Below are 18,382 nucleotides of genomic sequence, written 5' to 3' on the forward strand. Positions count from 1 at the left end.
AGGGTTTCTGGCCAAAGCATACGAAACCCTGCAATTCAAAGCCAACAAAACCGCAGCTTCAGCACACAAAATCAACGCGCTAAGGGTTGTTCAGGCCGGACTACTTGCCTCGTGCCACGGGGCACTGCTCAAGTTCGACTGGCAGCTGCGCTCGATCCTGCATTGGCTCAGAAACTGAAGCCCCCCTTTGGGGGGCGTTTCGAAAAGGAGCACGAAAATCTCAGGCCTCGGCTGATTCCTCTTTCTTCTTGGTAATTTCGTCATCGGTTTCATGATCGAGCATCTTCATGCCAGGGCGCGCCTTGAGGGGATCACCCTGCTCCGCGTATCCGCCAGCGCCTCTGGCACCGGCCGGAAGGGCAAGCTCGCACCGATGATATAATCTGAAGAAGTCAGGCTAAGAGTCCACGGGGCGCGCAAGCCTGCGCCGAAGAAGTCCGCGGTAATAGTTTACCTTGAGAAAGCGGGCTGAATTCTTCTTTTTGCACGGTACCTGCATCTCCATGATGGCTCGATCCTGAGCTAAATGCGACGGTCCCTGCCCCTGTGGATTGTGATGCACGACGCGCGGGACTACTAGCCAAGCCCGCAGATGGTACAGATCCACCGGCCAATCGGACACAAAATTGATCGGAATTGTCGCACGCAAGAGTTCCTGCGCTGTATTTCGGCACAGCGTGTAACCAGTACAAAGCCATGCCGGTCGCGCCGGACGATACATTAACCACCGCCCGGCCTTCTTTCGTTGCCAAGGCAGTACGCGACCCCCACAATGATCCAGCAAGGCCAACGTATCGGTCAAATGATGCCCCGCGCGAATGAAGTCGGGAAAGTCCGGCGTCAGAATTGCATCATCCTCAAGCACGAGCGCCCCATCAAGTCCTTCGTCCATGATGGTCTCGTAAATCTGCCGATGCGACAAGGCACAGGCAAATTCCGAGTCCGTCATCGGCCGCTTCAGTCGATCATGAGCGGCGTCGCGGTCGATCATCGACAGATATTCAGCCGGCAAGCCCCGCCGCCCGTCCACTCCGTAGATCAAGCGCCATTGCAAACCCATTCCGGCAAGTTGGTCCAGCAATGGCTGACGACGCGCCTCATCGCCTTCCAGGGTCAATATGAAAATCGGCCAATCTGCCCGCATCGTTAATATCCCGTTCCACCGAACATGGAAGAGCCCCGGCATCGCCGAGGCTCCAACAGTCGAATCGCAGCGAAGGCCTCAGCCCTCGGCCGATTCCTCTTTCTTCTCGGTGATCTCTTCACCGGTTTCCTGGTCGACCATCTTCATGCCCAGGCGCACCTTGCCGCGGTCGTCGAAGCCCAGCAGCTTGACCTTGACCTCCTGGCCCTCCTTCAGCACCTCGTTGGGGTGGTTCAGGCGCTTGTTGGCGATCTGGCTGACATGCACCAGACCGTCGCGCTTGCCGAAGAAGTTCACGAAGGCGCCGAAATCGACCAGCTTCACCACCTTGCCGACATAGACCTTGCCCTCTTCCGGCTCGGCCACGATCGAATAGATCATGTCATAGGCCTTCTTGATCGAATCGGCATTGGCCGAGGCGATCTTGATGGTGCCGTCGTCGCTGATGTCGACTTTCGCACCCGAGGTCTCGACGATCTCGCGGATCACCTTGCCGCCCGAGCCGATCACTTCGCGGATCTTGTCGGTCGGGATGGTCATCGTCTCGATGCGCGGAGCATGGGCGCTGAACTCGCGCCGGCCCTCGGACAGCGCCTTGGACATCTCGCCCAGGATATGCAGCCGGCCGTCCTTGGCCTGGGCCAGCGCCTGTTCCATGATCTCGGGCGTGATGCCCGCGACCTTGATGTCCATCTGCAGGCTGGTGATGCCGTTTTCCGTCCCGGCGACCTTGAAGTCCATGTCGCCCAGGTGGTCCTCGTCACCCAGGATGTCGGTCAGCACCGCCCAGCGACCGTCCTCTTCCAGGATCAGGCCCATGGCGACGCCGGCAACCGGCGCCTTCAGCGGCACGCCCGCATCCATCATCGACAGCGAACCGCCGCAGACCGAGGCCATCGAGGACGAGCCGTTCGATTCGGTGATCTCGCTGACCACGCGGATGGTATAGGGGAAGTCGGTCGGCGCCGGCAGCACCGCCTGCAGCGCCCGCCAGGCCAGCTTGCCATGGCCGATCTCGCGACGGCCGGGACTGCCGACGCGGCCCACCTCGCCCACCGAATAGGGCGGGAAGTTGTAATGCAGCAGGAAGTTCGAGCGGAAATTGCCGTGCAGCGCGTCGATGATCTGCTCGTCGTCGCCGGTGCCCAGCGTGGTCACGACCAGCGCCTGCGTCTCGCCGCGGGTGAACAGCGCCGAGCCGTGGGTGCGCGGCAGGAAGCCCACTTCGCAGTCGATGGGCCGCACGGTCTTGTTGTCGCGGCCATCGATGCGGGGGCGGCCGTCGATGATGCCGCCGCGCAGGATACCCGATTCCAGCTTCTTCAGCGCCGAGCCCAGGTTCGGGTCCAGCCGCTCTTCCTCGGTCAGGCCTTCGAGGATCTTCACCTTCACGGCCTCGATGGTATCGCGGCGCTCACCCTTGTCGTGGATGGCATAAGCGGCGCGCATCTCGGTCTCGCCCAGCGATTTCACGCGGGCGTAAAGCGCGCTGTAATCGGGCGAGGTGAACTGGAAGGGTTCCTTGGCGGCGGCCTCGGCCAGGTCGATGATCAGGTCGATCACCGGCTGCATCGCCTCGTGGCCGAATTTCACCGCGCCCAGCATCTCGGCCTCGGTCAGCTCATAGGCTTCCGATTCGACCATCATCACCGCGTCGCGGGTGCCGGCGACGACCAGGTCCAGCCGCTGCTCGGGGTTGCCGCGCAGCTGGTCCATGTCCTGCACTTCGGGATTCAGCACGTATTCGCCATTGGCGAAGCCGACGCGGGCGGCGCCGATCGGGCCCATGAAAGGCACGCCCGAGATGGTCAGCGCGGCCGAGGCGGCGATCATGGCAACGATGTCGGGATCGTTGACCAGATCATGCGACAGCACGGTGCACATGACCAGCACTTCGTTCTTGAAGCCGGGGGCGAAAAGCGGGCGGATCGGGCGGTCGATCAGGCGCGCGGTCAGCGTCTCCTTTTCCGAAGGCCGGGCCTCGCGCTTGAAGAAACCGCCGGGAATCTTGCCGGCGGCATAGTATTTTTCCTGGTAATGCACCGTCAGGGGAAAGAAGTCCTGGCCGGGCTTGGGTTCCTTGGCGAAGGTGACGTTGGCCATCACGCTGGTCTCGCCCAGGGTGGCGATGACCGAGCCGTCGGCCTGACGGGCAACCTTGCCCGTTTCCAGCGTGAGCGTTTCCTGGCCCCACTGGATGGATTTCTTCACTTCATCAAACATCTGGTTTCCTCTGGCGACGCGCCGGCCCTTCCGGTCGCGTCCCGTGTCAAATGGCGGCCCCATTGCCGCCGCCCCTATCCTTCGCATGTGCCCAGGGGCCTGGCGTCACGTCACAGATGGAGACGCCCCATACAGGAAATCAAGGCATATGGAAAGTGGCTTGGCGCCCGCGCTTGCCCGAAACAAGGCGGGCGGCGCCGGCCGGCAACCGCCCGTCCTGTCCCGCGCATCCGGCGATCAGGCCAGGGCCAGCGTCCTGGGCGCGGCGGCCTGCTGATCGGTCTTGAGCGCCTGCACGGCCTTCTCGGTCCTTTCGGCGGCCGCATCGGTCGGCCAGGGCCGGCTGCTGAGCGCCGCGACGCGCTCGACCATGGTCTGCGCACCTTCCCTGCCCTGGGCCTTGATCGCCCAGGCACGGGCCTGCGCCTCGGCATCGGGGTCGGCAGGCCGGGCCGCGCTTCTGGCTGCGCGCGCGGCAGGGGCAGCGACCTCGTCCAGGGCGGCCGGATCGGCTCCGCCGGACGCGCCCGCGGCCTTGGCCGGGGCCAGCACCGCGGCGGCAGAAGCGCCAGCCGCGGCGGCCGGATCCGCGGCATCGGCCGCCACCGGAACCCGCACCGGCGTCGGGGCGGCGGCAGGGGCAGAGGAGGACATTGGCTTGAAAAGTGAACTGATTACCATCTTGCGATCTCCGTCTGAAGACAGGCACAGGATAAGGCCCGTCCGTTAGGAATCCAGAAAGCAATCCGTTGGATTTTAATGGCTGTCGCAGCGCCGGCCGGAAAGCGGGAAACGCAAAACGCCCGCGGCCTGTGCCGCGGGCGTTCCTGCAATCCAAGGGCCGCGGGGTCGCAGCCGGACGGTCAGCGGCGCAGGCCCAGCTTGCCGATCAGGTCGGTATAGCGGGCTTCGTCCTTGCGCTTCAGGTAGTCCAGCAGCTTGCGGCGCTGCGCGACCAGCTTCAGCAGGCCCCGACGCGAATGGTTGTCCTTCTTGTGGGTCTTGAAATGCTCGGTCAGCGTGGCGATGCGCGACGACAGGATGGCGACCTGCACTTCGGGCGAGCCGGTGTCGCCTTTCTTGGTCGCGAATTCGGTCATCACGCGGTTCTTTTCCTCGACGGTGATCGACATCGGGGTCTCCTTTCAGGATCAAGGGTTATGGCGCAGGCCGGGATGTCGTCCAGCACAGGCCCGTGGAGAGATCCGCCGGAATCGCCCGGTCGGATGCGGGCGTATAGGCAAAATCGGCCGAAAAGGAAAGGGGTTTCTGCGGCTCAGCCGCCCGGCGCGATCCGCGTCAGGGCGATGTCGGCCGCCCGCAGCCCTTCGGCCTGCAACACCCGGCCCACGGCCACCCCGTCCACGCGAATCACCGCCGATCCGTCGGCCTCGCGTTCCAGCGCGACCACGGGATCGGCGCCGTCGCCGTGATAGCGCAGCTCGATACGGTCCAGCTGCCGGTCGAAATCGGCGATGACCGGCAGCGTCTCGCCCGGATCGTCCAGGTCGCCGCCCGGCGCGTCGAGCAGGAACAGATCCTCGCCCTCGCCGCCCTCGGCGAAATCGCCCGGTCCGGGATGCAGCGTGTCGCGGCCGGCGCCGCCATGCAGCCAGGCCCGCCCGGGCTCGGCCGAGCCGATCAGCAGATCGTCGCCATCGCCGCCGTCCAGATCGTCCTCGCCCCCGCCGGCGATCAGCGTGTCGTTGCCGAAGCCGGCCCAAAGCAGGTCGTCGCCGTCGCCGGCGGTCAGCAGATCGTCGCCCTCGCCGCCGAAGATCGTGTCGTCGCCGGGGCCGCCATGCAGGGTGTCGTTGCCGCCCTGCCCCGCCAGGTAATCGTCGCCCGCGCCGCCCTCGATGGAATCGTCGCCGCCCGGCCCGTAATCGCCGTCGCCATAGATCCAGTCGTCGCCGTCGCCGCCCAGCAGCGTGTCGTTGCCCAGCCCGCCATGCAGGTCGTCATTGCCGCCATGGCCGGTCAGCAGGTCGTCACCATCGCCGCCGGCCAGCCAGTCCGAACCCTCGCTGCCCCCGGTCGCCACGCCCCTGGGCCGGTCGGAATCTGAGGGTTCGCGCTGCGGGTCGTCGGGGTCATGCTCGCCGCCGGGCGTGCGGCTGGTGCCGGTCGCATCCACGGCAAGGCCGGCGAATACCAAACTGAGCAAACTGCTGATCAACAACATGACGGGAACCCAACGCGAATCACGCAACCCACGAAGGCACCTTATCCCGCCGCCGCCCGCCCCGCATCCTTATTGCTAATAAAGGCTTAACGGCCCGGCCGATCCGGCGGTCAGCCGTAGTCGCGCGCGCCAAAGATGGCGCTGCCGATGCGGACATGGGTCGCGCCCTCGGCGATGGCGGTTTCGAAATCCGCGCTCATGCCCATGGACAGGCCGGCCAGGCCGTTGCGTGCGGCCATATCGCGCAGGGCGCGGAAATGCGGCACCGGGTCCAGATCCTCGGGCGGGATGCACATCAGCCCGGCAATCGCCAGGTCCAGCGCCCGGCACTGGGCGATGAAGGCATCGGCCTCATCGGGCAGGACGCCGGCCTTCTGCGGCTCGGCCCCGGTGTTCACCTGCACGAAAAGCTGCGGGCAGGCCCCGCGCGCCTGCACCTGCCGCGCCAGCTTGCCGGCCAGCGAGGGGCGGTCGAGCGTGTGGATGGCGTCGAAAAGCTCCAGCGCCGGCTTCAGCTTGTTGGTCTGCAGGGGGCCGATCATATGCAGCTCGACGCCGGAGAAACGCTCGCGCCAGCCGGGCCATTTTCCCGCCGCCTCCTGCACGTAGTTTTCGCCGAAGACACGGTGGCCGGCCGCCAGCACCGATTCCACCCGTTCGGGGGGCTGCACCTTGCTGACGGCGATCAGCGTGACCGCGCCCTCGGCACGGCCCGCGGCTTTCTCGGCCGCAGCAATGCGGCGCCTGATGTCATCCAGTCCCATGGCGGCATGATTTCCAAAAGAAAAGAGCGGGCGCAAGGCCCGCTCTTCCTGATTTCCGTATCCCGAAGGATCAGAACTCGAAGCGCACGCCAAAGTCGGCGCGAACCTTTTCTGCATAGTCGCGCTGGATCGACGCACCCAGACGGGCACCGCCCAGATCGTAGTTCACGCCGATACCGAAAGCGTTGTCGCTTTCGTTGGCGTCATGATCGTTGTTGGCGATGAAGGCTTCCAGATTGGTGCGGCCATCGGCCAGGGTGTAGTCACCGTAGAGCGTGATGGTGTTTCCATCATCTTCGGCGGAATCGTTGCTGGCATCGACATAGTTCAGGCCGATACGCGCATTCTCCATGACGGCATAACGGGCACCGACGAAGAAGATGTCATTCTCGTCCACACCTGCGCCATTGACGGTATAGGCGCCTTCCAGTTCCAGACGGTCGTTCCAGGTGTACTGAGCCAGAATGCTGAACTCTTCTTCCAGGACTTCGTTCACGCCCGACTGGTCGGGATCGATGTACGAAGCGCGCAGGGTCAGAGCGTCGAACGAGTACCGCACGCCAACGCCCTGACGATTGACGTCAGCGTAAGGGTTCGACTCGTATGCGAAGTAGCTGCCGTTACGCGCACCGGCGTTAAAATCAAAAACGCCCAATTCGGGAGCGAACAGCAGCGTGGAGCTGTCGTAAGCGTTATCGACGTTGCCCACTTCGACGGTCAGGCCTTGGGCGCTGATCCAGAGCTTACCCGCGTTGGTGGCAGCGCTTTCACCCTGGCCATTGGTGGCGTCCTGATCCCACTGGAGGCGGAAACGGGCACCGAAGTCGACACCCGAATCGGTCGAGGTCGAGGCGTCGATGTTCATCCGCAGACGCGAGTCGACGCGGGTCTCGTTGCCAGGACGGTCTTCGATGTACACGACACCGGTCCGGCCGTAGCCCGAGATGCTAACCTCGGCGGCGGCCACGCCCGCGGTCAGGAGCAGCGCGGTGGAGGCGATAAGAGCCTTTTTCATGATGTTTCCCTCTTGTCTCTCTCGTATGCCCCACCCGGCGGGCCGGTTTGGGGTATGCCAGTTGTGTCGCGCTTTCCCCCCCTCATTGCAACGGAATCGCATCGGCTTAGCCCGATTCCGACCTGCTGTGATGCACATGGGCCACACCCCGTTGCAACGGCCCGCACCCCCCGGCGCAGGCGCCCTTGCGCGCGCGAGCCATATCACCCCGACGGGGATCGCGGGCCATGGGCGCGGCCTCTCTTGTCGCAAGGGGCGGAATTGCGCTATGGCTCGCGGCAAGGACGATCCGGGGGACATCAGATGACCAGACGCGCCGCACGGCTGACCGCCGCCCTGCTGATCTCGGCCGGGCTTGCCGCCTGTTCGGGGGGCGGTTCGGGCTTGGGCTCGGCAGGCTCGGCCGGTTCGGCCACCTCGCTGCCGGGCGGCGGCGGGAACCGCCAGGCCCAGCCGCAGGCCGCCGAACGGCGCGAGACGATCTGGGACGTGTTCTCGGACCGCCGCAACCCGAACGACACGGTGGCGGTGAACAAATACCTGTGGAACGCCAGCCTGGACGTGCTGAACTTCCTGCCGATCCAGTCCATCGACCCCTTCACCGGCGTCATCGTCACCGGCTACGGCACGCCGCCGGGCGGCGGGCGGTCCTATCGCGCCACGATCAAGGTCAGCGACCCGGCGCTGGATGCGCGCGCGCTCAAGGTCTCGTTGCAGGGGGCGGGCGGGGCGGCCGTGGCGCCCGACACCGTGCGCGCGGTCGAGGATGCGATCCTGACGCGGGCCCGCCAGCTGCGGGTGCAGGACCGCAACCTCTGATCCCCCCGACCCCGCTGGACCTGCATCGGGCAAGCGGCTAATACCCTGCGGGCAATCTGTCGCCCGGAGGTTTCCATGCCCTATGATCCCGCAATCAGCGAACCGCGCTGGCAAGAGGCGTGGGAGCAGGCCGACACGTTCCGCGCCGTGCGGGACGAGCGGCCCAAGTATTACGTGCTGGAGATGTTCCCCTATCCCTCGGGGCGCATCCACATGGGCCATGTGCGCAACTACACGATGGGCGACGTGGTGGCCCGCTTCAAGCGGGCGCAGGGCTTTTCCGTGCTGCATCCGATGGGCTGGGACGCCTTCGGCATGCCGGCCGAGAATGCGGCGATGGAGCAGGGCGGCCATCCGCGCGACTGGACCTATGGCAATATCGCCACCATGCGCGGCCAGCTGAAGCCCTTGGGCCTGTCCATCGACTGGAGCCGCGAATTCGCCACCTGCGACGACGCCTATGTCGCCCAGCAGCAGGCGCTGTTCCTGGACATGCTGGAAGCCGGGCTGATCACCCGCAAGTCGGCGCAGGTGAACTGGGACCCGGTCGACATGACGGTGCTGGCCAACGAGCAGGTGATCGACGGCAAGGGCTGGCGATCCGGCGCTGTGGTCGAGCGCAAGGAACTGACGCAGTGGTTCTTCAGGATCTCGGACTATTCGGACGAGCTTTTGTCGGCGCTGGACCGGCTGGAGGGCTGGCCGGAAAAGGTGCGGCTGATGCAGGCCAACTGGATCGGCAAGTCGCGCGGGCTGCAATTCCGCTTCGACACCGTCGACCGGCCCGATTTCCCGCAGATCGAGGTCTATACCACCCGCCCCGACACGCTGATGGGCGCCAGCTTCGTGGCGCTGTCGCCGGATCACCCGCTGGTCAAGGCGCTGGCCGCGTCGGACCCCAAGGTCGCGGCTTTCGTCGAGGAATGCCGCAAGATCGGCACCACCGAGGAAGCGATCGAGACCGCGCCCAAGATGGGCCTCGACACCGGGCTGACCGTGCGGCACCCGTTGGACCCGGATTGGCGACTGCCGATCTGGATCGCGAATTTCGTGCTGATGGATTACGGCACCGGCGCGATCTTCGGCTCTCCGGCGCATGACGAGCGCGACCACGAGTTTGCCAGCAAATATGGCCTGCCGATCCGCGCCACCTTCGGCGAAAAGGGCATGACGCTGGAACAGGCCGACGCGCTGGTGGCGAAAGCGCCCTATGTGCCGCTGAAATCCGAAACCGTGACCTATGTGCGCGGCTTCGCCGGCGAGACCGACCAGACCGGCGAGGCGGCGGTGGATGCCGCCATCCTGCACGCCGAGGCCAACGGCTATGGCGAGGGCGTGACCAAGTTCCGCCTGCGCGACTGGGGCATCTCGCGCCAACGGTATTGGGGCTGCCCGATCCCGGTGGTGCATTGCGAGACATGCGGCACCGTGCCCGAGGCCAAGGCGAACCTGCCGGTGCTGCTGCCGCAGGATGTGACATTCGACGTGCCCGGCAACCCGCTGGACCGGCACCCGACCTGGCGCGACGCCGCCTGCCCGCAATGCGGCGGCCCGGCCCGGCGCGAGACGGACACCATGGACACCTTCGTCGATTCGTCCTGGTATTACGCCCGCTTCACCGCGCCGCACGCGACGACGCCGACCGAGCGCGCCGAGACCGACTACTGGATGAACGTGGACCAGTATATCGGCGGCATCGAGCATGCGATCCTGCACCTGCTCTATTCGCGCTTCTTCGCCCGGGCGATGGTCAAGACCGGCCATCTGCCGGAAAGCGCCAGGGAGCCGTTCGACGCGCTCTTCACCCAGGGCATGGTCACGCATGAGATCTACATGACCCGCGACGAGCGCGGCCGCCCGGTCTATCACCTGCCCGAGGATGTCACCGACGGCAAACTGGCCGACGGCACCGAGGTCGAGATCATCCCCTCGGCCAAGATGTCGAAATCCAAGAAGAACGTCGTCGATCCGGTGAACATCGTCGAAAGCTTCGGCGCCGATACCGCGCGCTGGTTCATGCTGTCCGACAGCCCGCCCGAGCGGGACGTGGAATGGACCGCCGCCGGGGCCGAGGCCGCGAACCGCTTCCTGTCGCGCGTCTGGCGGCTGGCCGACGAGATCCCCGAGGGCGGGGCCGATCCCGAGCTGGCCCGCGCCGCGCATCGCGCCATCGACGAGGTGACGAAATCCATCGAGGGCTTCGCCTTCAACAAGGCGGTGGCCAATATCTATGAGCTGGCCAATGCCATCGGCAAATCGAAGGCTGGCGGCGAAAGCCGGCGCGAGGCGCTGCGCATCATGGCGCAGCTGATGGCGCCGATGGTGCCGCATCTTGCCGAGGAGGTCTGGGCGAAGGCCGGCGGGCAGGGCATGGTGGTCGATGCCGCCTGGCCCAAGGCGGACCCGGCGCTGCTGGTTTCCGACAGCGTGGTGCTGCCGATCCAGATCAACGGCAAGCGCCGGGCCGAGATCGAGGTGCCCAAGGACATGCCCAAGGACCAGATCGAGGCCATCGTGCTGGCCGACGAGACCGTGCGGCGTTTCATGGAAGGCGCGGCGCCCAAGAAGCTGATCGTGGTGCCGGGGCGGATCGTCAATGTCGTGGTCTAGGCGCAGCGTGATCCTGGCCGCGCTGGCGCTGGCCGCCTGCGGCTTTTCCCCGGTCTACGGGCCGGGCGGCACCGGCGGCAAGCTCTTCGGCCAGGTCCGCGCCGCCGATCCGCGCACGCCCGACGATTTCGCCTTTGCCGGCCGCATCGCCGAGCGGCTGGGTTCCGAGGCCGGGGGGCGCTTCCTGCTCGACTACCGGCTGCGCATCGCCGTGGTGCCGCAGGCGATCACCCCCGACGAGGTGACGACGCGTTATGCGTTGAACGGCACTGCCGATTTCACCCTGACCGAGGCCGGCACCGGCCGCGAGGTCACGCGCGGGCAGGTCAGCAGCTTCACCTCCTATTCCACCACCGGCACCACCATCGCCACCATGGCCGCCGAGCAGGACGCGCATGAGCGGCTGGCGCGGATGCTGGCCGACCAGGTGGTGACGCGGCTCCTGGCCGTCCAGCCCGACGCGGTGCCATGATCCTGAAGGGTGCCGAGATCGGACGCTACCTGGCGCGGCCCGATCCGACGCGCCCGGCGCTGCTGATCCATGGCCAGGACGCGATGCGGGTGGCGTTGAAGCGGGCCGAGGCGGTCAAGGCGCTGGTCGGCCCCGGCGCCGAGGAGGAGATGCGCCTGACCCGCATTCCCGGCGCCGATCTGCGCAAGGATCCGGCGGCGCTGCTGGATGCCGTGAAGGCGGTGGGGTTCTTTCCCGGCCAGCGCGTGGTGCTGGTCGATGACGCGCCGGATGCGGCGACACCCGCCGTCGCCGCGGCCATCGCGGAATGGAAGGCCGGCGACGCGGTGATCGTGGTCGCGGCGGGGAGCCTGGGCAAGTCCTCGGCGCTGCGCAAGCTTTTCGAACCGCACCCCGCCGCCGTGACCGCGCCGATCTATGACGACCCGCCGGGCGAGGACGAGGTCGGGCGCTGGCTGCATGAGGCCGGGCTGCGCGAGGTGCCGCGTGACGCCATGCGCGACCTGATGGCGCTGGCGCGCGCGCTGGATCCCGGCGATTTCCGGCAGACGGTGGAAAAGATCGGGCTTTACAAGCATGGCGACCCCGAACCGCTGACGCCCGCCGAGATCGCCGCGCTGGCGCCGGCCACCATCGAGGCCGAGGTCGATGAGTTGATCGACTGCGTCGCCGAGGGCCGGGCGCGCGAATTCGGCGCGCTGATGCGGCGGATCGAGGGGCAGGGCATCGCCCCGGTGACGCTGTGCATCGCGGCGCTGCGGCATTTCCGGGCGCTGCATGCCGGCGCCTCGGACCCCGGCGGGCCCGGGGCGGGTTTCTCGCGGTTGCGGCCGCCGGTCTTCGGCCCGCGCCGCGACCGCATGATCCGGCAGGCGCAGGACTGGGGCATGCGGGCGCTGGAGGATGCGATCCACCAACTGATCGACACCGACCTGGTGCTGCGCTCCTCCTCGCGCGCGCCGGCCATGGCGCTGATGGAGCGGATGCTCTTGCGGCTGTGCATGATGCCGCGGGGCGGGCGGTGAGCGAAAGGGTCGAGGCCCTGGTGATCGGCGCCGGGCCGGCCGGGCTGATGGCGGCCGAGGTGCTGGCCGGGCAGGGCGCGCGGGTGGTGGTGGCCGAGGCCATGCCGACCCCGGCACGCAAGTTCCTTATGGCCGGGAAATCCGGGCTGAACCTGACCAAAGACGAACCCTTCACGCAGTTTGCCGCGCATTATGGGGGCTCTGCCCCCGTCCTGCGGACTCCCCCGGGGTATTTGCAGAACGAAGAAATCGGGCCCGAGGCGGTGATGGCCTGGGCGCGCGGGCTGGGGGTGGAGCTGTTCACCGGCTCGACCGGGCGGGTGTTTCCGGTCGGCATGAAGGCCTCGCCGCTGCTGCGGGCCTGGCTGGCGCGGCTTGCGGCAATGGGGATCGAGCTGCGGACGCGCTGGCGCTGGACGGGTTTCCAGGGCGAAGGCTGGCGCTTCGAGATGCCGGGCGGGGTCGAAGTGCTGGCGCCTCGCGCGGCCGTGCTGGCGCTGGGTGGGGCGAGCTGGCCGCGGCTGGGTTCGGACGCGGCCTGGGTGCCCTGGCTGGCCGGGCGCGGGGTGGCGGTGGTGCCGTTCCGGCCGGCGAACATGGGCTTCCGCATCGCCTGGTCGGCGCAGATGGCGCGGCATTTCGGCCAGGCGGTCAAGGGCGTCGCGCTGCATGTCGCCGGCCGCGTCAGCCGGGGCGAATGGGTCGTCACCGCCGAAGGCGTCGAGGGCGGCGGCATCTACGAGGTTTCGGCCGCGATACGCGACGGGGCCGAGGCTTTCGTCGACCTGGCGCCGGACCTGGACGCCGAGGAACTGGCGCGGCGCTTTGCCAGGGCCCCGGCGAAGCTGTCGGTCGGCAACCGGCTGCGGCGGGTGCTGGGCGATCCGGTCCGCGCGGCGCTGCTGATGGAATGGGGCCGGCCGCTGCCCGCCGAGCCCGAGCGGCTGGCCGCGCGCGCCAAGGCGCTGCACCTGCAGCACCAGGGCGCGATGGGCATCGAGCGGGCGATTTCCTCGGCCGGGGGGATCGCCGCCGAAGGCCTGGCCGATACGCTGGAGCTGAAGGCGCTGCCCGGCGTCTTTGCCGCCGGCGAGATGCTGGACTGGGAGGCGCCGACCGGCGGCTACCTGCTGACCGGCTGCCTGGCCACCGGGCGGCTGGCCGGGCGGGGGGCCGCCGCCTATCTGGCCGCGGCGCGCAGATAGGCGGGGCGGGCGCGCATCATCTCGAGATAGTCGGTCAGCCGGTGCTCGGTGATCGGGAAGCGCGCCGTCAGCGCCCAGGTCAGGCAATGCGCCAGGATGATGTCGGGCACCGTCATGCGGTCGCCCATCAGGAAGCCGCCCTCGGCGATGCGATGCACCAGGGTGCGCTGGCTGCGCTCGAATTCCCAGCGCAGCGTGTTCTTGATCGCCGCCAGCCGCATCTCCTCGGGCAGCACGAAGCTGTGGCGTGCCGCCAGCCACAGCGCCGCGTCGAATTCGTCCAGCACGAATTGGGTCAGGCTGTCCTGGCGCGCCCGGTCCAGCGTGCCGGCCGGATGGGTCAGCGCGCCGTGCTTGTCGGCCAGATAGGTCAGGATGGCGGTGGAATCGGTGATGGGCACGCCGTCCACCACCAGGACCGGCACCTTGCCCGCGGGGTTGAAGGGCCGGACGCCCTCGCTATGCGGGTTGACGGCGACATGTTCATAGGGCTGGCCGAGTTCCTCGAGCATCCAGAGCACGCGCAGGGCGCGGCTCTTGCCGGTTCCGATCACCTGATACATCCAGTTCCCCGCATGGCGTTGAAACCCAAGGCTAGCGCCGCCGCCCGATTCAGGCAATCGACGCCATTGACGCCGCCGCCGGCCGGGCGCAGGAATTGCGGGCCGCGAGAGGGAGGGCAACATGACCAAGGCAATGCGCGCGCCGCTGTTCACGCCGGTGCTGATCGGCGGCTCGATCATCCTGCTGATCAACTTTGCCCTGCGGGCCAGCTTCGGCGTCTTCCAGATCCCGATCGCGCAGGAATTCGACTGGCCGCGGGCCGAGTTCAGCATGGCCATCGCCATCCAGAACCTGGCCTGGGGCATCGGCCAGCCGATCTTCGGCGCCCTGGCCGAACGCTGGGGCGACCGCTGGTCGGTCATCATCGGCGCCTTGCTCTATTCCGCCGGGCTGATCCTGACGGCCTATGCCACCGACCCGCTGGCCATGCAGCTTCTGGAGGTCATGGTCGGCTTCGGCATCGCCGGCACCGGCTTCGGCGTCATCCTGGCGGTGATCGGCCGCGCCGCCAGCGACGAGAACCGCAGCCTGGCGCTGGGGATCGGCACCGCCGCCGGCTCGGCCGGGCAGGTCTTCGGCGCGCCCCTGGCCGAGGTGCTGCTGATGCATTACCCGTGGCAGAGCGTGTTCGTCATCTTCGGCGTGATCGTGCTGGCCTGCCTGTTCTTCCTGCCCATGCTGGGCGGCGGCAAGCCCGCCAGCCGCAGCGAGCTGGAGGAGAGCATGGGCTCGGTGCTCAAGCGCGCTTTCACCGACCCGTCCTATCTGATGATCTTTGCCGGCTTCTTTTCCTGCGGCTACCAACTGGCCTTCATCACCGCGCATTTCCCCGCCATGGTGACCGAGATGTGCGGGCCGATCAGCCCGATGGGCACGCTGGCCAGCATCGGCATCACCACCACCTCGACGCTGGGCGCGGCCGCCATCTCGCTGATCGGGCTGGCCAATATCGCCGGCTCGATCTTTGCCGGCTGGCTGGGCAAGCGCTATACCAAGAAATACCTGCTGGCCGGGATCTATACGCTGCGCACCATCGCCGCCGCCGCCTTCATCCTGCTGCCGATCACGCCGGCCAGCGTCATCATCTTCTCGCTGGTGATGGGCGGGCTGTGGCTGGCCACGGTGCCGCTGACCTCCGGCCTCGTCGCCTATATCTACGGGCTGCGCTACATGGGCACGCTTTACGGCTTCGTGTTCCTGAGCCACCAGATCGGCTCGTTCCTGGGCGTGTGGCTGGGCGGCAAGCTCTATGACATCTATGGCGACTACACGATGGTGTGGTGGGTCGGCGTCGGCGTCGGCGCCTTCAGTGCGCTGATCCACCTGCCGGTGCGCGAGGCGCCGGCCCGGCTGGAAAGCGCCGCGAAAACCGCCTGATCCGGCCCGCGGGGGCCATTGCCTCCGGCCGGGCAATCGACAAATCTCGGCCCGGTGCAGCGGAGGGGGACGGTTCATGCGCGCATTGCTGTCGGCGGGGATCATCAGCCTGATCCTGGCCTATACGCTCAGCCAGTTCTATCGCGCCTTCCTGGCGGTGCTGTCACCGGTGCTGCAGGCCGAACTGGGGGCGGGGCCCGAGGATCTGGCGATCTCCTCGGGGATGTGGTTCCTGACCTTCGCGCTGATGCAGATCCCCATCGGGGGGGCGCTGGACCGTGCCGGGCCGCGCCGCACGGTGGCCGTGCTGCTGGCGCTGGGAGGCGCGGGCGGGGCGGCGGTCTTTGCCCTGGCGCAGGCGCCCTGGCATCTGCATGTCGCACTGGCGCTGATGGGGGTCGGCTGCGCGCCGGCGCTGATGGGCAGCTATTACATCTTTGCCCGCAACTATCCCGCGGCGCTGTTCGGCACCCTGGCGGGCGCGGTGGTCGGTTTCGGCTCGATGGGCAACATCCTGGGCGCCGCGCCGCTGGTCTGGGCGACCGAGGCCTTCGGCTGGCGCGAGACGCTCTGGGCGCTGGCCGGGGTCACGCTGGCGGTGGCGCTGGCGATCCTGGCCTTTACCCGCGACCCCGAGCGGCTGGCCGCCACGGCGCCGCGCGGATCGCTGGCCGAAATCCTGCGGCTGCGGCCGCTGTGGTTCATCCTGCCGCTGTTTTCCGTGAACTATGCCGCCTCGGCCGCGATCCGCGGGCTGTGGGCCGGACCCTACATGGCCGAGGTGCATGGCGCCTCGGACCAGCTGATCGGATGGGCGACGCTGGCCATGGGGGTGGCCATGGTGGTGGGCAGCTTCCTGGTCGGACCGGCGACGCGGCTGGCCGGCTCGATCCGGCGGCTGGCGCTGATCGCCAATGGCGCGGGCGTCGCGGTGATGACCGGGCTGTGGCTGTTTCCCGCCGAGGGTATCGGGCTGTCGGTGGCGCTGCTGGCGCTGGTCGGGCTCTCGGGCGCGACCTATACCGTGCTGATGGCGCATGGCCGGGCCTTCCTGCCGCCGCATCTGGTGGGGCGGGGCGTCACCTTCCTCAACCTGTTCTCGATCGGCGGGGCAGGGGTGCTGCAATTCGCCTCGCGCCCGGTCTATCGTTGGGCCAGTGCCCATGGCAGCCCGGCCGAGGCCTATTCGACCCTGTTCCTGTTCTTCCTGATTCCGCTTACGGTGGGGTTCCTTTTGTATTTCCTGACACCCGAGACGCCCGATGCCTGAGATACCCCCCGACCGGATCGACGTGGTCGCCCCGAACCTGAAACGCCGCCTGTCGGGCGTGACGGCGACCGTGGTGCGGCTGATCCCGGTGCAGGCCAGGATGATCGGCATCGTCGCCACCGGCCCCGGCCTGCCGCCCGGCCTGCCGCATATTTCGCTGGCCCGCGCCGCCAGCCTGCCGCGCGACCGCTGGCGGGTCTGGCACGCCCGGCGCAATACCGAGATGGCGCTGGGGCTGATCCTGCGGCATGTGCTGCAGCGGCGCTATCGGCTGCTCTTCACCTCGGCCGCGCAGCGGCGGCATACCGGCTTTACCCGCTGGCTGATCCGTCGCCAGGACGCGCTGATCGCGACCTCGCCCCAGGCCGCCAGCTATCTGGAACGTCCCGCTACCGTGATCCTGCATGGCGTGGACCTGTCGGTCTTTCACCCCGCATCCGACCGCGCGGCGCTGCGGGCAGAACTGGGCTTTGCCCCGGACGACATCGTCATCGGCTGCTTCGGCCGCATCCGGGCGCAAAAAGGCATCGACCTGCTGGTCGAGGCGGCGCTGCGGCTGTTTCCCTCGCGCCCGCGGGCCCGGCTGATCCTGTCGGGCCGCATCACCGCCGACAACCAGGCATTCGCCGACGCCCTGAAGGCCCGGATCGAGGCCGCCGGCCTGTCCGACCGCATCCGCTTCCTTGGCGAAGTGCCCTGGGAGCAGGTGGTGCGCAACTATCAGGCCATCGACCTTTTCGCGGCCCCGGCCCGCTGGGAAGGGTTCGGCCTGACCCCGCTGGAGGCCGCGGCCTGCGGCGTGCCGACCGTCGCCGCCCGTGTCGGCGCCTACGAGACGCTGATCCGCGACGGCGAGACCGGCAGCCTGGTCCCGCGCGAGGATGCCGAGGCACTGGCCGCGGCGCTGGCGCGCTGGCTGGACGACGATGCCGCGCGGCAGGCGGCGGGGCAGGCGGCCCGCGCCCATGTCGAGGCCAACCACGCCATCGAGACCGAGGCCCGCGCCATCACCGAGGTCTATCGCAGGCTGCTTTCGTGAACCGGCTGGGCTTCCTGGTCGCCCGCACCCTGCGGGACGAATCCGCGCTGCAACGCCTCTCGGCGCCGCAATCCGCGGTTCTGGACGATCTGGCCGGCATGCGCGTCGCGCTGGTCGGCAATGCCCGCGCGCTGGCCGAGACCGATCACGGCGCGCGGATCGACGCGGCCGACCTGGTGATCCGCATCAACCGCGCGCCGATGCCCTCGGCCGAAAGCCATGGCGGACGCACCGACTGGCTGGCGCTGGCCGTGCGGCTTTCGCAGGCCGACCGCGCCCGCATCGCGCCGGATCGCATCCTGTGGATGTCGCCCAAGCGCAAGCGGCTGGACTGGCGGACCGTGACCAGCCCCGGCTTCTACCTGCACCCGCTGGCGGATTACCGGGCGCTGATGGCCCGGCTGGGCGCCCCGCCCACCACCGGCGCCATGATGATCGACCTGATCGCGCGGTCGAAAATGGCACGGCTCGACCTTTACGGCTTCGATTTCTTCGCCTCGCTCTCGCTTTCCGGCCGGCGGACCGCCGAGCAGGTTCCCCATGATTTCCAAGGGGAATCCGCATGGGTGCGGGAAATCATGCTGGCAGATCGCCGGATATTCCGGCATTAAGCCGAAATTCTGCCAGATCAGCAGGCGTTTTGACGAAATCTCGCTTTCCCTTTTCCGCG

General features: G+C 67.8%; 17 protein-coding genes. 9 read left to right on the forward strand and 8 right to left on the reverse strand.

The genetic code is table 11. The annotated features are described in order from the left end of the window. Positions 1–397: 397 nt before the first annotated feature. The 7 genes from ACDP63_RS06420 to ACDP63_RS06450 all read right to left on the reverse strand — a co-directional run bounded on the left by ACDP63_RS06420 (position 398) and on the right by ACDP63_RS06450 (position 7,331). On the reverse strand, positions 398–1,144 hold the full coding sequence (locus tag ACDP63_RS06420) for a glycosyltransferase family 25 protein (RefSeq protein ID WP_167521758.1): 747 nt from the start codon (positions 1,142–1,144) through the stop codon (positions 398–400). Between the two features lie 78 nt (positions 1,145–1,222). Further along, positions 1,223–3,367, reverse strand: coding sequence for a polyribonucleotide nucleotidyltransferase (gene pnp / locus ACDP63_RS06425; RefSeq protein WP_024842751.1), 2,145 nt, complete (start codon positions 3,365–3,367; stop codon positions 1,223–1,225). 237 nt (positions 3,368–3,604) lie between these two features. Beyond that, complete coding sequence (locus ACDP63_RS06430) at positions 3,605–4,048, reverse strand: hypothetical protein (RefSeq protein WP_409927860.1); 444 nt, start codon at positions 4,046–4,048, stop codon at positions 3,605–3,607. Between the two features lie 182 nt (positions 4,049–4,230). Further along, complete coding sequence (rpsO, locus tag ACDP63_RS06435) at positions 4,231–4,500, reverse strand: 30S ribosomal protein S15 (protein ID WP_024842753.1); 270 nt, start codon at positions 4,498–4,500, stop codon at positions 4,231–4,233. Between the two features lie 143 nt (positions 4,501–4,643). Next, the gene (locus tag ACDP63_RS06440) at positions 4,644–5,552 is read right to left on the reverse strand and encodes a calcium-binding protein (protein WP_409927861.1); all 909 of its coding nucleotides are present in this window, start codon (positions 5,550–5,552) and stop codon (positions 4,644–4,646) included. A 110-nt stretch (positions 5,553–5,662) separates the two neighbouring features. Next, positions 5,663–6,316: a YggS family pyridoxal phosphate-dependent enzyme gene (locus tag ACDP63_RS06445; RefSeq protein WP_409927862.1), complete on the reverse strand. Its 654-nt coding sequence runs from the start codon at positions 6,314–6,316 to the stop codon at positions 5,663–5,665. A gap of 70 nt (positions 6,317–6,386) precedes the next feature. Next, positions 6,387–7,331, reverse strand: coding sequence for a porin (locus tag ACDP63_RS06450; protein ID WP_409927863.1), 945 nt, complete (start codon positions 7,329–7,331; stop codon positions 6,387–6,389). 303 nt (positions 7,332–7,634) lie between these two features. On the opposite strand from ACDP63_RS06450, the gene ACDP63_RS06455 reads away from it, so the two are divergent. The 5 genes from ACDP63_RS06455 (at position 7,635) to ACDP63_RS06475 (ending at position 13,462) form a co-directional block, all read left to right on the forward strand. After that, a complete protein-coding gene (locus ACDP63_RS06455; RefSeq protein ID WP_024842757.1) occupies positions 7,635–8,150 on the forward strand; it encodes a DUF3576 domain-containing protein in 516 nt (171 codons plus the stop codon). Between the two features lie 75 nt (positions 8,151–8,225). Beyond that, entirely contained in the window at positions 8,226–10,760 is a 2,535-nt protein-coding gene (gene leuS / locus ACDP63_RS06460) for a leucine--tRNA ligase (RefSeq protein WP_409927864.1), read from the forward strand. Continuing rightward, positions 10,747–11,232, forward strand: a complete 486-nt coding sequence (lptE, locus tag ACDP63_RS06465) for an LPS assembly lipoprotein LptE (protein WP_409927865.1) — start codon at positions 10,747–10,749, stop codon at positions 11,230–11,232. Before leuS ends, lptE begins: the two co-directional genes overlap by 14 nt. Then, positions 11,229–12,257 (forward strand): DNA polymerase III subunit delta, encoded by a 1,029-nt coding sequence (holA, locus tag ACDP63_RS06470; RefSeq protein WP_024842760.1) that lies wholly within the window; start codon positions 11,229–11,231, stop codon positions 12,255–12,257. The genes lptE and holA overlap by 4 nt, the downstream gene beginning before the upstream one ends. Next, complete coding sequence (locus tag ACDP63_RS06475; RefSeq protein ID WP_167521801.1) at positions 12,254–13,462, forward strand: NAD(P)/FAD-dependent oxidoreductase; 1,209 nt, start codon at positions 12,254–12,256, stop codon at positions 13,460–13,462. The genes holA and ACDP63_RS06475 overlap by 4 nt, the downstream gene beginning before the upstream one ends. On the opposite strand, the gene ACDP63_RS06480 is transcribed toward ACDP63_RS06475, so the two are convergent. Then, positions 13,438–14,025: a glutathione S-transferase family protein gene (locus ACDP63_RS06480; protein ID WP_024842762.1), complete on the reverse strand. Its 588-nt coding sequence runs from the start codon at positions 14,023–14,025 to the stop codon at positions 13,438–13,440. The genes ACDP63_RS06475 and ACDP63_RS06480 overlap by 25 nt on opposite strands. Before the next feature lie 121 nt (positions 14,026–14,146). On the opposite strand from ACDP63_RS06480, the gene ACDP63_RS06485 reads away from it, so the two are divergent. The 4 genes from ACDP63_RS06485 (at position 14,147) to ACDP63_RS06500 (ending at position 18,323) form a co-directional block, all read left to right on the forward strand. Beyond that, entirely contained in the window at positions 14,147–15,403 is a 1,257-nt protein-coding gene (locus tag ACDP63_RS06485) for an MFS transporter (protein WP_147427417.1), read from the forward strand. 76 nt (positions 15,404–15,479) lie between these two features. Then, positions 15,480–16,673 carry an MFS transporter gene (locus ACDP63_RS06490; RefSeq protein ID WP_036747083.1) on the forward strand — a complete coding sequence of 398 codons (1,194 nt, stop codon included), beginning with the start codon at positions 15,480–15,482 and terminating at the stop codon, positions 16,671–16,673. After that, positions 16,666–17,712, forward strand: a complete 1,047-nt coding sequence (locus tag ACDP63_RS06495) for a glycosyltransferase family 4 protein (RefSeq protein WP_024842765.1) — start codon at positions 16,666–16,668, stop codon at positions 17,710–17,712. Before ACDP63_RS06490 ends, ACDP63_RS06495 begins: the two co-directional genes overlap by 8 nt. After that, entirely contained in the window at positions 17,709–18,323 is a 615-nt protein-coding gene (locus ACDP63_RS06500) for a glycosyltransferase family 29 protein (RefSeq protein ID WP_409927866.1), read from the forward strand. The genes ACDP63_RS06495 and ACDP63_RS06500 overlap by 4 nt, the downstream gene beginning before the upstream one ends. The last annotated feature ends 59 nt before the right edge of the window (positions 18,324–18,382 follow it).

This window comes from Paracoccus sp. P2 (genome assembly GCF_046335115.1).
GTDB classification, from domain to species: Bacteria; Pseudomonadota; Alphaproteobacteria; order Rhodobacterales; family Rhodobacteraceae; genus Paracoccus; species Paracoccus pantotrophus.